The 14,446-nt window shown below is 39.1% G+C and carries 12 protein-coding genes; 6 read left to right on the forward strand and 6 right to left on the reverse strand.

The window, feature by feature from the left end; genetic code table 11:
- Positions 1-88 precede the first annotated feature (88 nt).
- A complete protein-coding gene (locus tag O3746_RS07430) occupies positions 89-1,528 on the forward strand; it encodes a sodium:alanine symporter family protein (RefSeq protein WP_070590891.1) in 1,440 nt (479 codons plus the stop codon).
- A gap of 74 nt (positions 1,529-1,602) precedes the next feature.
- Here the strand turns inward: O3746_RS07430 and O3746_RS07435 are convergent, their stop codons facing one another.
- Genes O3746_RS07435 through O3746_RS07445 form a run of 3 tightly spaced genes read right to left on the reverse strand, consistent with a single transcriptional unit; the run spans position 1,603 to position 4,132 of the window.
- Positions 1,603-2,793 (reverse strand): Bcr/CflA family multidrug efflux MFS transporter, encoded by a 1,191-nt coding sequence (locus tag O3746_RS07435; RefSeq protein ID WP_371448426.1) that lies wholly within the window; start codon positions 2,791-2,793, stop codon positions 1,603-1,605.
- 1 nt (position 2,794) lies between these two features.
- Entirely contained in the window at positions 2,795-3,493 is a 699-nt protein-coding gene (gene rsuA / locus O3746_RS07440) for a 16S rRNA pseudouridine(516) synthase RsuA (RefSeq protein WP_049373355.1), read from the reverse strand.
- A 9-nt stretch (positions 3,494-3,502) separates the two neighbouring features.
- Positions 3,503-4,132 carry a DUF1919 domain-containing protein gene (locus O3746_RS07445; RefSeq protein WP_049373356.1) on the reverse strand — a complete coding sequence of 210 codons (630 nt, stop codon included), beginning with the start codon at positions 4,130-4,132 and terminating at the stop codon, positions 3,503-3,505.
- A gap of 201 nt (positions 4,133-4,333) precedes the next feature.
- Here O3746_RS07445 and O3746_RS07450 point away from each other — a divergent pair, with 201 nt between their 5' ends.
- Positions 4,334-5,608, forward strand: a complete 1,275-nt coding sequence (locus tag O3746_RS07450; protein ID WP_005697259.1) for a malic enzyme — start codon at positions 4,334-4,336, stop codon at positions 5,606-5,608.
- Between the two features lie 146 nt (positions 5,609-5,754).
- Positions 5,755-7,680 carry an LTA synthase family protein gene (locus O3746_RS07455; protein WP_049373357.1) on the forward strand — a complete coding sequence of 642 codons (1,926 nt, stop codon included), beginning with the start codon at positions 5,755-5,757 and terminating at the stop codon, positions 7,678-7,680.
- 69 nt (positions 7,681-7,749) lie between these two features.
- Here O3746_RS07455 and ytfE read toward each other — a convergent pair whose 3' ends face one another.
- The gene (ytfE, locus tag O3746_RS07460) at positions 7,750-8,424 is read right to left on the reverse strand and encodes an iron-sulfur cluster repair protein YtfE (RefSeq protein ID WP_049373358.1); all 675 of its coding nucleotides are present in this window, start codon (positions 8,422-8,424) and stop codon (positions 7,750-7,752) included.
- Positions 8,425-8,638: 214 nt separating this feature from the next.
- On the opposite strand from ytfE, the gene O3746_RS07465 reads away from it, so the two are divergent.
- Entirely contained in the window at positions 8,639-9,490 is an 852-nt protein-coding gene (locus O3746_RS07465; protein WP_371448431.1) for an endonuclease/exonuclease/phosphatase family protein, read from the forward strand.
- 59 nt (positions 9,491-9,549) lie between these two features.
- Here O3746_RS07465 and O3746_RS07470 read toward each other — a convergent pair whose 3' ends face one another.
- Positions 9,550-11,025, reverse strand: coding sequence for a leucyl aminopeptidase (locus tag O3746_RS07470; RefSeq protein WP_371448433.1), 1,476 nt, complete (start codon positions 11,023-11,025; stop codon positions 9,550-9,552).
- 104 nt (positions 11,026-11,129) lie between these two features.
- On the opposite strand from O3746_RS07470, the gene lptF reads away from it, so the two are divergent.
- Positions 11,130-12,221 carry an LPS export ABC transporter permease LptF gene (gene lptF, locus O3746_RS07475; protein WP_049383993.1) on the forward strand — a complete coding sequence of 364 codons (1,092 nt, stop codon included), beginning with the start codon at positions 11,130-11,132 and terminating at the stop codon, positions 12,219-12,221.
- A gap of 11 nt (positions 12,222-12,232) precedes the next feature.
- Positions 12,233-13,306, forward strand: coding sequence for an LPS export ABC transporter permease LptG (lptG, locus tag O3746_RS07480; protein ID WP_371448516.1), 1,074 nt, complete (start codon positions 12,233-12,235; stop codon positions 13,304-13,306).
- A 91-nt stretch (positions 13,307-13,397) separates the two neighbouring features.
- Here the strand turns inward: lptG and fbp are convergent, their stop codons facing one another.
- Complete coding sequence (gene fbp / locus O3746_RS07485; protein ID WP_049367726.1) at positions 13,398-14,402, reverse strand: class 1 fructose-bisphosphatase; 1,005 nt, start codon at positions 14,400-14,402, stop codon at positions 13,398-13,400.
- Between the last annotated feature and the right edge of the window lie 44 nt (positions 14,403-14,446).

The raw sequence follows: 14,446 nt of genomic DNA on the forward strand, positions 1-14,446 counted from the left end.
GATAAGAATCCAGTTTTCCTCTAAGAAAACTGGATTTTTTCTTTTGTCTATTTACAATCAGAATATGGATTTTTTAAGTGAGGTTTTTATGCTGACAGAATTTGGGAACTGGATTGAACAAGGATTGACATGGGTTATCGAACATTTTGATGAACCATTATGGAATATCACCATTGTTATTTTATTAGGTGTAGGTCTATTTTTTACCATTACTACTGGGTTAGTGCAGTTACGTCTTTTCCCTACAAGTATACGTGAAATGTGGTTTGGACGTGCAGCAGAGGGAAATTCTTTAACGCCATTCCAAGCGTTTGCGACAGGACTAGCAAGCCGGGTTGGTGTCGGTAATATCAGTGGTGTGGCAACAGCCATTGCACTTGGTGGCGAAGGGGCAGTATTCTGGATGTGGGTAACGGCATTTATTGGTATGTCGAGTGCTTTTGCAGAATCGACTTTAGCACAGGTATTCAAAATTCAAGATAAAGATGGCTCTTTCCGTGGTGGCCCTGCTTACTATATTACACAAGGTTTAAAATCACGTTGCTTAGCGGTAGCGTTTGCGGTATCACTTATTTTTACTTTTGGTTTTGCATTTAATTCAGTTCAAGCAAACTCAATCGTAGAAGCAACTAAAAATGCTTGGGATTGGCAAGGTGAATATGTAGGTCTGTTTTTAGTGGTATTAACTGCTGCAATTATTTTTGGTGGTGTAAAACGTATTGCGACCATTTCTAGTAGCGTAGTACCGATGATGGCACTCTTTTATTTAATCATGGCGGTAATTATCTTAGGTATGCATATTGATATGATTCCGACGGTAATAGCCAATATTTATAAAAGTGCTTTTACTTTCCAATCAGCCGCAGGTGGTATGTTTGGTGCTTTAGTCTCCAAAGCCATGATGATGGGGATTAAACGTGGATTATTCTCTAATGAAGCGGGGATGGGCTCTGCACCAAATGCAGCGGCTGCCGCTCATGTAAAACATCCAGTTAGTCAAGGTTTAGTACAAATGCTTGGTGTGTTTGTAGATACCATGATCGTTTGTACTTGTACGGCGGTGATTATCCTGCTTTCTGATAACTATGGCAGTGAAACACTGAAAAGTATTTCCTTAACGCAAAACGCATTGCGTTATCATGTCGGGGAGTTTGGCGTACACTTCTTAGCTTTCATTTTATTGCTTTTCGCTTATTCCTCTATTATCGGTAACTATGCTTACGCAGAAAGTAACATTCGCTTTATTAAAAATAAACCTTGGTTTGTATGGGCATTCCGTTTATCGGTATTATTCTTCGTTTATTTCGGTTCGGTAAAATCAGGTAATGTTGTGTGGAATTTTGCGGATACTGTGATGGCTGTGATGGCAATTATTAACTTAGTCGCGATCGTTTTACTTTCCCCGATTGTGTGGAAGTTAATGAAGGATTATCAACGCCAATTAAAAGAAGGAAAAGAGCCCGAATTTAAAATAGACCTTTATCCTGAAATTAAAAAACGAGTATTAGATCATCGAATTTGGAAATAAATTTTGATGGAATATGACAAAGGCGGGGAGTCCCGCCTTTATTGTTTTAAATTGATTTTAAAATTGACCGCACTTTATCGTTCATTTCGATAAGTCAGGAAGTAATAAGAGAGGGCTGAAATGACCACGCAAGCTGTCATTGTATAGAGCATTGGTGCAGCGGTTTCCATTTTAAAACTTGCAACTAGAGAACCCATCACAGCACCGACACCAAAACGAACACTCCCCATTAATGAGTTGGCGGTACCTGCCATCGTAGGGAATTTTTCGAGAATAGAGGCAGTAGCATTGGACGAAATAAGTGGATTTTGTCCCACAAAAAAAGCAACACCAATAGCCATAGGCCAAAATCCGAAATCAAAAAGTGCGGTTAAAAATAGCCAGATTCCTGAAATAAATTGTACGGCAATACCAATTCGTAGCATGGTTTCAGCACCTAGCTTCAATACAAATTTTCCATTTAGATAAGAAGCAGCGGTCATAATCGCGATATTGATCATAAAGAAATAGCCGAATTGATCGACTGGAATGCCATAAATACCGATATAAACAATCGAACCAGCGGTTACAAAAGCAAATAAACCACCAAATCCAAAAGAAGCCGCTGCCATATAACCTAACACTTCTTTTTGTTTAGAAAGCATCATGAAGTTACGGGCAATGATATTTAGGCGCAGTGGAATACGGTTTTCTTTTTTATGGGTCTCGGGAATAACGAAAAAAACGAGCAATGCGGCAAGAAATCCCATCGCGCCAATCACATAAAAGATCATGTGCCAATGGAAATATTTCACGATATATCCACCAATTATGGGCGCAACAAGTGGCGCGATCATAAAGACAAGCGTGATGGTGGACATGATTCGAGACAGTTGATCTTTGCTAAATAAATCTCGTAATAAAGCCCCTGAAAGTACAACAGGTGCAGCACCAAAGAAACCTTGAATGAAACGCAGTGCAGTGAAACTGCCTATAGAATGAATGCCCGTTAAAATAATGGCAGTGATAGCACCAATAATGACACCTAATAAAATAATCGGTTTACGACCAAAACTATCGCCAAAGGGACCCCAGAATAATTGTCCTGCGGCCATACCATAAGCGAAGAATGTTAGCGTATGCTGTACTTGCTCGGAGTTGATATTTAAGTCTTCAGCAATATTTAAAAAGGACGGGATATACATATCCACGCCCAAAGGCGGTAGCATCGAGAGGATGCCGAGCGTGGCGATAAAGATAAAAGTAGGTTTAATATTTTGGCTCATATTATTTCACTAAATTGTCGATTTCTTCCTGAGTGAGTGGACGAAATTCGCCTTCTTCTAAGCTTTCATCTAATTCAACGTTACCTATTCTCCAACGGTGTAGCGCAACGACTTTATTACCAAGTGCAGCAAACATTCGTTTCACTTGATGATAGCGCCCTTCAGCGATAGTCAAATTAACGTTGTAATCATCTAATACTTCTAATTTCGCCGGCTTAGTGGGTTCTTTTTCACCACGTAGTAGAATGCCTTCTTCACAGGCTGAAGCATAATGGTTTTCAACTGGATCGGCTAAAGTGACTAAGTAGGTTTTTTCGCATTGATGTTTGGGTGAAGTAATACGATGTGACCATTGACCGTCATCCGTTAATAGCACGAGTCCTGTGGTATCCACATCTAATCGACCAGCACTGTGTAACTTGCCAGAAAGAGGCGGTTCAAAGAATTGATAAATGGTTGGGTAGTCACCATCATCGTGAGAGCAAACGTAGCCTTGTGGCTTATGCAACATAAAATATTGCCCTTCTTCTATCCAAGGCAACAATTCATCTTCAAAATAAATTTCATCTTCTAGGCTTACTTTGATCGCACCATTTTTCACAATTTCACCATTAATTTTGACCGCACTTTGGCGAATGGCCTTGGTGGCTTGTGAACGGGTTAAGCCTGTATTCTCAGCAATAAATTTATCTAGTCGCATCGTAAACTCTTATTTTTGATTGAACCAGCTGACGTAATCAAACTGATCGTAATATTTTTCGCCATTCCAACCGGAAAAAGTAAATAAATCGCCCACTTCGCTTTCGTTTTCAAAGCCTTTAATGTAGAAAGCGGATTTTAATTCAGGATATGGCTTGTGGGTAAAGACGACTTTGTTTGGATAAGGCAAGTTATCGAAGGCTTGCAAGTCTTCATATTTTGCACCTTTTCCACCATCTTTATCTGTCATCATAATAAACAAATTATCGAGATCTAAACGCTGTGAGCGAGCTTCCCACTTTTCCCGAGCCTCTTGTTCGGAGTGGTAGTGCATAAAGTGCACTTTAAGATCACCTAATAGACCAACTGGGTACGGTTTTTCTGTTTGTATAAATTGAAGCGGTTGTGCTTGATAGAATGTGATGTTCTGTAGATAGCGAACAAAATCGCTAGGGTCTAAATAAAGGTTAACAAACGGAGAATTAAAAGGCTGATTGAGGTCGTGCAAAATAAATGCACCGACACAGTTTGCAGAAATCACTGACATACCTTGGTTGGTTAACCGTTTTTGAAAGGTTTTGTTAATCGCTTTCCGTTGTAATTTATTGATGGCACTTCTAAATTTAGAAAACAAACTCATTATTTACATCCTGCATGTTTTTTTGCGACATAGTAACGTTTTTGGCTCAAAATGTGAAGAAAAGACAAAAAGCGCGGTCGATTTCACTCATATTTTGTGATCATTTTGTAAAATTTTTGCGGTATATCACAAATTTCTCTAAAAAAGAGAGTATAATGGCGCAAATTTTATTTAGCCTAAGTGAAAATGGAGTATTTTTATATGAGCGAACAATTACGCCAAGCCGCATTAGATTTTCATGAATTCCCAATTCCGGGGAAAATTGCCGTTACCCCAACCAAATCGCTAGAAACCCAACATGATTTAGCCCTTGCTTATTCTCCAGGTGTTGCAGAGCCTTGCTTAGAAATTGAAAAAGATCCTTCTGCTGCAAGCCGTTATACCGCTCGCGCTAACTTGGTTGCTGTGATTTCAAATGGTACTGCCGTATTAGGTTTAGGAAATATTGGTGCACTCGCCTCAAAACCTGTTATGGAAGGGAAAGGGGTATTGTTCAAAAAATTTGCCGGCATCAATGTATTTGATATTGAAATCAATGAGCATGATCCAGATAAATTAATCGATATCATCGCTTCACTAGAGCCAACGTTTGGTGGCATTAACCTTGAAGATATCAAAGCACCGGAATGTTTCCACATTGAAAAAGCGTTGCGTGAACGTATGGGAATTCCGGTATTCCATGATGACCAACACGGTACAGCTATCATCGTAGGTGCAGCAGCATTAAACGGTTTAGAAATTATTGGTAAAAACATTGCTGATGTACGCTTAGTAGTAAATGGTGCCGGTGCTTCTGCTATTGCTTGTACTAACTTGCTTCGTGCATTAGGCTTCAAAAAAGAAAACATCACCATGTGTGACTCTAAAGGTGTGATTTTCAAAGGCCGTGGCGATAACATGGATGAAACCAAACAATTCTACGCCATTGAAGATAATGGTTGGCGCACATTAGCCGATGCCGTTAAGGGTGCGGATGTATTCTTAGGCTGTTCTAAAGCCGGTGCATTAAAACCTGAAATGGTGAAAACCATGGCAGAAAATCCATTAATTCTTGCATTAGCTAACCCAGTGCCTGAAATTACCCCAGATGAAGCGAAAGCAGTACGTCCGGATGCGATTGTTTGTACTGGTCGTTCAGACTTTCCAAACCAAGTTAATAATGTGCTTTGTTTCCCATTCTTATTCCGTGGCGCTTTAGATGTAGGTGCAACAGCGATTAATGAGGAAATGAAATTGGCGGCTTCTCATGCAATTGCAAGTCTTGCGAAAGAACCGGTTCCATTAGAAATTATTGCTAATTATGGTGCGTTATCTTTTGGACCTGATTATGTGATTCCAACACCATTTGATCCACGCTTATTGTTTACTGTCTCTTCTGCGGTAGCGAAAAAAGCGATGGAAACAGGTGTGGCAACACGTCCAATTACAGATTGGGCAGCTTATGAAAAACAATTAAAAGCATTAGTTGCAGCTTAATTTTTCTCTTCCAAAGTGCGGTCAAAAATGATGATGTTTTTAACCGCACTTTGTGTTTTTTTATCTGTCTATGGAAGGAATGGCACATTCACGTGCTTTAAATTAATCAGAGGGTAGCGATTCCCTTAGGACTTATGAGTGTCAAAATGAAACAAACACGTTCTCCTTTATATCCGATTTTTCTCTTCGTCATCATTAATCTGATCATTTTCACCTTGTCTCGTCTTGGGCTTGCGATTTGGCAGGCAGACCGTGTCTCTGCGGTAGCGGGCTGGGGGCAATTATTCTTACAAGGCTTGCGCATGGATATCGTAGCTTTGTGTTATCTATTTGGTGTGCCAGCATTATTTACGGTGTTATTTCATCATAGCCGTATTTGGAAAATGATTTTACGTATCTGGCTTACCCTTGGCAGTGTGTTTATTCTATTTATGGAATTGGCTACACCGGCATTTATCGAAACCTATGATTTCCGTCCAAACCGTCTGTTTATCGAATATCTAATTTATCCGAAAGAAGTCTTTTCAATGTTGATGGAAGGCCATTTAACTGCAGTCATTTTTAGCCTTATTTTTACCGTTACAGCTTTCTTCTGTTATTGGAAGCTATCTGGTTATGCGGTGAAAAATTTACGCCCAATGAGTTGGAAATTACGTCCTATTGTCGCATTGCTTGTGATTGCAGTTGCTTTTTTAGGGGCGCGTTCTAGTTTTCAGCACCGTGGTGTGAATCCTGCAATGGTGGCTTTTTCCTCTGATGGTTTAGTGAATTCGCTTGTGTTGAATTCAGGTTACTCCGTTCTTTATGCTGCCCAACAATTTAAAGACGAAGGGGCATCTTCTGAAGCCTATGGCAAAATGGATACCGATGAAATGTTGCGTATTGTCAAAGCAAGCCGTGGCCGTCCTGAAAGTGATTATATTTCAGAGAAGATTCCAACCTTAACGAAAAACCAAGCCACTTACCAAGGTAAACCGAAAAATATCGTCATTATTTTGGAAGAAAGTTTTGGTGCGCAATTTGTTGGTACATTAGGCGGAAAACCACTTTCCCCCGAATTTGATAAATTAGCCAAAGAAGGCTGGTTATTTGAAAATCTCTATGCGACCGGTACACGTTCTGTACGTGGTATTGAAGCCACAACAGCAGGTTTTACACCTACTCCAGCACGTGCGGTAGTGAAATTAAATAATAGTCAAAGTGGTTTCTTTACCATTGCAGATTTACTTGCTAAACAAGGTTATAACACGTCCTTCATTTATGGTGGTGAAAAACACTTTGATAACATGGCAAGCTTCTTCTATGGCAATGGCTTCCAAAATATTATCGATCAAAAGGATTATCAAAATCCGAAATTTACTGCGACTTGGGGCGTGAGTGATGAGGATTTATTTGATAAAGCGAACGAAACCTTTACCCAATTACAGAATGAAGGAAAACCATTCTTTAGCTTAGTGTTCAGTTCAAGCAATCACGATCCTTTTGAATTTCCGGATGGTAAAATTGAGCTTTACGAACAACCGAAAGCAACCCGTAATAACAGCGCAAAATATGCGGATTATGCCATTGGTTATTTTTTCAAATTAGCGAAACAATCTAATTATTGGAAAGATACCGTGTTCTTGGTGATTGCAGACCATGATTCCCGTGCAGCGGGTGCAAGCTTAGTACCAATTAAGCATTTCCATATTCCAGCGTTAATTTTAGGGGATAATGTAGATCCACGCCGAGATAGTCGTTTAGTGAGCCAAATTGATATGCCGACAACCTTGCTTTCTATTGCTGGTGTAAGTGGTAATTATCCGATGATTGGCTTTGATTTAACGAAAGATGTGAATCCAGATCGTGCCTTTATGCAATTCGATCAAACGCAAGCGTTAATGAAAGGTAATCATGATGTCGTTATCCAAACACCAAATAGTAAAGCAAAAGGCTATGTTTACGATAAGGAAAAAGACACATTAACTGAAAAAGAAGTGCCGGAAGAAATGAAAAAAGAAGCTTTGGCACATGCTTTACTTGGCAGCTATTTATATAAAAACCGTTTATATAAAGGCAGTGAAGAGAAATAAAGAGCGGTCAGTTTTAGGCTAATTTTAAAGGGCGAATGATTTCGCCCTTTTTCTTTATATGATTTTTGCTTAGTGATTTTCAGCAATTACACGTGGGAATAAAATATTATTTTCACGGTGAATATGCATCATTAAATCATCAGCAAACTCTTGGATGCCACTATAAAGAGCGCGCCATGTATTGCAAGCATCTGCTGGAGGCGTCATATTATTTGTTAATGATTTCAATACATCTAAATGTTCGCCGTGTTCCGCATGTTCCATTTCCATCATACGAATTGGCATTTGCGCCATCATATAATTACCGGCTTTGATCATTGGGAAAAGCACGTGCTCTTCTTTCATCATATGGTTGCTCAAATCTTCATAGACATTGCGTAATTCAGCTGCCACACCCATTGGACAATCTTCACGATCGCCATGAACACTTTCTACACGATCCGCTAAGACGATTAATTCTTGAAGCTGTTCACGGTGACGTTGATGGTAGCGAACTAAAATATGATCGATAATTTCAGGATAAGTTGCATTAACCCAATATTCTTCAGGGTTTTCTGCTTTGCTATTTTGAAGCTCGGTTAAACGTGTTTCAATTTCTGCTAAATTTAATCCTTTTTCTGCCGCTGCGTTTGCAAGTGTATCGGAACCACCACAGCAGAAATCCAAATCGTATTCACGAAGTAGAGAAGTTGAGCCAGGTACGCTGACAGCGATTTCACTTAATTTTTTATCTCCAAAAGACATAATGAATCTCCTTATTGATGAGGTAGAGTTAAAAGTTGAGTGAAATACTATGATAATGGCAAAAAAATGCAAAGCCTTTTTTAGAAAAGTATGATTCAAATCAAAGAGACGGCTCAAATTTACCTTGTTATAGTTAGGAGTTGATGTGTTTAAAAAGAGAAAGTTGCATTGTTTGAATAGGCTGTTATTATTCGAGCATTGAAAGGGGATTTAGATGAAACGAATTTATCGATTTTTAGCTGTTGGATTACTATTGCTGATTTTAGGTGGCGGCTATTTTTTTGCGAATTTAACAATTTTTGAACGTACATTTATCCAATTAAATACGTCACAAAAAGTGAGTTATATTCCTTTTGAAAACAAGCCAAATATGCAATGTGACAAGGTTAATGGTTTAATGCCTAAATTAACGTCTTCATATTTTCGTTTAGTCAATTGGAATGTGCATAAAGGGCAAGATAAGGGTTGGCAAGAAGATTTAGCGAGATTGTCTAAACAAGCTGATTTTGTGTTATTGCAAGAGGCAACGCAGCATCAGAATTTAAACACATTTTCGACCGCACTTTTTGTGTCCTCTTTTTCTTTTAAAGATCTCTTATCGGGTGTAAAAACATTCACCAAAACGCAACCAGAATGGTATTGCGGTGGTGGTGTAGCAGAACCATTAATACAAATTCCTAAAGTGGCAAGTGTGATGAGTTTTCCATTAGAAAAAGGCGATAGCTTGCTACTTATTAATGTGCATTTGATTAATTTTGAATGGGGGATTTCCGCTTATCAAACTCAGTTAGCGCAGCTCTTTTCTTTTGTGGAAAATCATCAAGGCCCCATCATTATGTCTGGCGATTTTAATGCATGGAATGAGCATCGTTTGAATTTAGCTAATAATTTGATGCAACAATATGGACTAGATGCAGTGACGCTCTCCCAAGATGAGCGGGTTAGATTTTTAGGTTATCCACTTGATTATATTTTTACGCGAGGCGTAAAAGTGGTGAGTGCAACATCAGAAGTGGTTACTTCGTCAGATCATAATCCGTTACTGGTTGAATTCGAATTGGAATAAAGTGCGGTCAGATTTTGAGAAAATTTTAGGGCTAACGTTATGTTAGCCCTATGTGTTAATTACTTGGTTTGATTAATTAAAAATTGTGTTAATAGAGACACTGGACGACCTGTTGCGCCTTTATTTGCACCTTGAAGCCAAGCTGTCCCGGCGATATCTAAATGTGCCCAAGTGTACTTTTTCGTAAAGTTGGAGAGGAATGCGCCTGCAGTAATTGCACCGCCCCAACGACCGCCAATATTTGCCAAATCAGCAAATGGGGATTTTAATTGCTCTTGATATTCTTCACTTAATGGTAAACGCCAAGCTTTGTCAGTAGTTTGCTGTGCGGCTAGTAATAACTGTTCGGCTAAGGCATCGTTAGTTGAAACTAAGCCACTGTTATGTTGACCTAAAGCAACCACACAAGCGCCAGTCAGGGTCGCAACATCAATCACATATTGCGGTTCAAAACGCTCTACATAAGTTAATGTATCACAAAGCACTAAACGTCCTTCAGCATCAGTATTTAACACTTCTACGGTTAAACTGTTCATTGTGGTGAGAATATCACCCGGACGATAGGCATTGCCATCAGGCAAGTTTTCACAACCCGCTAATACCCCAATGACATTTAATGGTAGATTTAATTCAGCAATGGCTTTCATTGTGCCGAATACCGAAGCAGCACCGCACATATCGTATTTCATTTCATCCATATCTGCGGCTGGTTTTAAAGAAATACCACCTGCATCAAAGGTCAATCCTTTGCCCACTAATACGATAGGTTTAGTATTTTTATCTGGGGCGTTGTTGAAATGCAAAATAGATAGGTAAGCGGGGTGTTGAGAACCACCAGATACCGCTAAATATGCATTCATGCCGAGTTTTGTCATTTCTTCTTCATCAATCACATCTAAGGAAAGTGCGGTTGATGTTTCGGCTAAATTTTTAGCTTGTTCAGCTAAATAAGCCGGTGTACAAATATTGGGCGGCATATTCGCGATATTACGCGCAGCTTTTACACCATTTGCAATGGCTTGCGCTTCTGCGATGGCTTGCTGAGCTTGTGAATCATCGGTATTAAAAATGATTTCTTGAAGTGAGATAGCATCCGCTTTTTTACTTTTAAATTCATCGAATTGATAGAGACTATGTTCGATGGTTTCAACAGTAAAACGTACATTCCAAAATAGATCGCGATCTTTAATTTCCACATCCGTTAAATTATTCACCGCTTGTTGAATATTTAATTCTTTTAATGTTTGGGTAACTCGTTGGATGATTTGTTTAAATTGGCGTTCAGTCGTTTCGCCTTTTTTGCCACAACCTGCGACTAACACGCGTTTAGTTGCAAGATTCGGTAACGAATGAAGCAGAGTCGCTTGCCCAATTTTGCCTGAAAGATCTTGGCTTTGAGCTAACTGGCTGAGGTAACCTTGTGTGATTTGATCGATTTCATTGAAACTTTTTGTCAATTCATTGTTCTCATAAATGCCGATAATAAGGCAATCGGTTGATTGAGAAAGTGCGGTTGAGTTTGCTTGATATTTCATATTATTTCCTTATGTTGCTAATTTGCTATTTAAATCAGACAAAATAAGGTATCATACGCCATCTAAATTAGCCAGTTTCCCGTGTTTTTTAGTTAGAAAAAAGAATGATATTAACCCGATATTTAACAAAGGAAGTCTTTAAAAGCCAGATTGCGATTTTGTTTATTTTGCTTTTAATTTTCTTCAGCCAACAACTTGTTCGCGTACTTGGTTCAGCGGCAAATGGTAAGGTTCCCGCCGATCTTGTGTTCTCTTTACTCGGTTTAGGGATGCCGACAATGGCGCAATTAATGTTGCCATTATGTTTGTTTATTGCCATTTTGCTGACTTTTGGTCGTCTCTATGCAGAAAGTGAAATTACGGTAATGCGAGCCTGTGGTGTGGGCCAACGTATTCTTGTTCGCGTGGCGTTAATTCTTTCTTTACTCACAGCGGGATTGGCTGCTTACAATGCTTTATGGCTTTCCCCATGGGCCATTCAAAAACAAGCAGCTATTGTTGAAGATGCTAAAGCGAATCCTACCATGGGCGCATTGACTTCTGGTCAATTCATGTCCACAAGCAACAATAATTTCGTCTTATTCATTGATAAGATTAACGGTAATCAAATCAGTGATGTCTATCTTTTCCAAATGAAAGCTAAAGGTCAAACGAAACCATCAGTAGTTACCGCTGAAAAAGGTGAGTTAAAAGCTTTACCAAATGGCGACCAAGTACTGAATTTACAAAATACTTTGCGTGTAGAAGGTACATCGGTACTTCCTGATTTCCGTATTACGCATTTTGATGATTACCAAGCGTATTTAGGTCATCAAGAGACAAATACAGGAAGTGATGAAGCAGCTGAATTATCTTTTGAGCAATTATTAAAAGATAAAAGTGCAGCAGCAAAAGCAGAGTTGCATTGGCGCATAACCTTAATTTTAGCGGTGCCTTTAATGGCGCTTATCGCCGTACCAATGAGTAAAGTGAATCCTCGCCAAGGCCGTTTTGCGAAGATCTTACCGGCACTATTGCTTTATTTAATTTACTTCTTATTACAAAGCTCATTTAAATCTGCGGGTGGTGCAGGTAAGCTTGATGCAGGTTTATTAATGCCATTGGTAAATATCGCCTTTTTAATTTTAGGAATTGTGCTGAATAGTTGGGATAGTACCGCTATGCATAAATTCCGTCGTGTATTCAGAAAAGGGTAATAACAATGTTGATGAATACTCTTGATCGTTATATCGGTAAAAGCATTTTAGGGGCAATTTTTGCCACGCTATTTACGTTGGTTGGCCTCTCAGCAATTATCAAATTTGTAGAGCAATTCCGTAGCGTAGGGAAAGGTTCTTATGATATTTGGCAAGCGGTGGCTTATACAGGATTAACCATTCCTAAAGATGTGGAAACCTTTTTCCCAATGGCGGCCTTGTTAGGAGCCTTAATTGCGTTAGGTAATTTAGCCAGCCGCAGTGAATTAGTGGTAATGCAATCTGCGGGTTTTTCTCGCTTTAAAATTGGATTAGCCGTCATGAAAACGGCACTTCCACTGGTGCTTTTTACCATGATTATTGGTGAGTGGGGGATTCCACAAACTGAACAGTTTGCCCGTGATATGCGTACTCGTGCACTTTCCGGTGGTTCAATGCTTTCGGTAAAAAATGGTGTATGGGCAAAAGACGGTAATAATTTCGTGTATGTTCGTCGAATTAAAGATGATGCACAATTAGAAGATATTTATATTTATACCTTTGATGAACAGCGTAATCTCACTCATTTGAAGCATGCAAATCAAGCACAATATTCTGCTGAAAATAATCAATGGCAGTTGCGTCAAGTGAATAATTCAGCGGTATCAAAAGAACAAATTACCACAACAAACCGTTTAACAGAAGATTGGGCAACAAGCTTAACGCCAGATAAATTAGGCGCAGTTTCATTACGTCCAACCTCATTATCTATTTCCGGTTTGTATGAATATATTGCTTTCTTAAAACAAACAGGACAGGATTCTCGCCGTTTTGAATTAACCTATTGGCGTAAGATTTTTCAGCCTCTTTCTGTAGGTGTGATGATGATGCTTGCGTTATCCTTTATCTTTGGTTCACTACGTAGTGTTACCGCAGGGGCAAGAATTGTAACGGGGATTTGCTTTGGATTCTTATTCTATGTCGTCAATGAAATTTTTGGACAAATGAGTGTGGTATTTAATGCGCCAGCTTTTTTAGGAGCACTGATGCCAAGTCTCTTGTTTATGGCGATTATTTGGTGGCTACTTGCAAGAAAACGGGATTAATTGACAAACATTAATGAAAAAGGCGAACTGACAAGGTTCGCCTTTTTGTTTGCTAAAAAAGTGCGGTCAAAACTGACCGCACTTTAGGAATTTAATCTTCTTTAAATTCTCTCATCATTTCTTCTGCTTTTTTCACCATTTCTGCAGAACCGACGAAAAGTGGTATACGTTGGTGAAGCGCTGTTGGTTGAATATCTAAAATTCGATTGTAACCATCAGAGGCAATACCCCCCGCTTGTTCTGCTAAGAATGCAATCGGATTGCCTTCATAAAGCAAACGAAGTTTACCATTTGGATAGTTAGTTGCACTTGGGTAAATATAGATACCGCCTTTTAATAAGTTACGATGGAAGTCAGCCACTAATGACCCGATATAGCGTGAAGCATAAGGACGGTTAGTTGCTTTATCTTCCTCTTGGCAGTATTTAATGTATTTTTTTACCCCTTGTGGGAATTTGAGATATTGTCCTTCATTGATGGAATAAATTTTGCCCTCTTTTGGCATTTGCATATTTTCATGAGAAAGACAGAATGTACCGATAGACGGATCATAAGTGAAACCATTCACACCGTGACCAGTGGTATAAACCAACATGGTAGAAGAACCATACACGATGTAACCCGCCGCGACTTGTTTATTACCTGGTTGCATAAAATCTTCTAAGGTAACAGGTGAGCCAATAGGGGATACACGACGGTAAATAGAGAAGATTGTCCCAACCGAAACGTTCACATCAATATTGGATGAGCCATCAAGTGGGTCGGTTAAAATAATATATTTGGCATTACGAGCGCGTTCAGTATCAAAAGCGATAAAGCTTTCTTCTTCCTCAGAAGCAAAACCCGCCACTTCTTCACGTGACATGAGTGCTGCGCTCATTGTGTTATGGGCGAATAAATCCAATTTCATTTGGCTTTCACCTTGCACGTTTTCGACACCAGACTGACCAAGAATATTGGTTAAACCCGCTTTGTTGATATCACGATGAATGATTTTTGCTAGTAAACGAATAGAAGACAAAATACCACTAAGTTCCCCTTTTGCATTTGGGTACTCCGCTTGGCGTTCAACAATAAATTCACTCAATGTTTTCATGTTTATTCCTTTTTTATAATTGTTAAATAAATAATAGACCCTTT

It is taken from the genome of Haemophilus sp. 27098_8_127 (assembly GCF_041433495.1).
GTDB lineage: Bacteria > Pseudomonadota > Gammaproteobacteria > Enterobacterales > Pasteurellaceae > Haemophilus_D.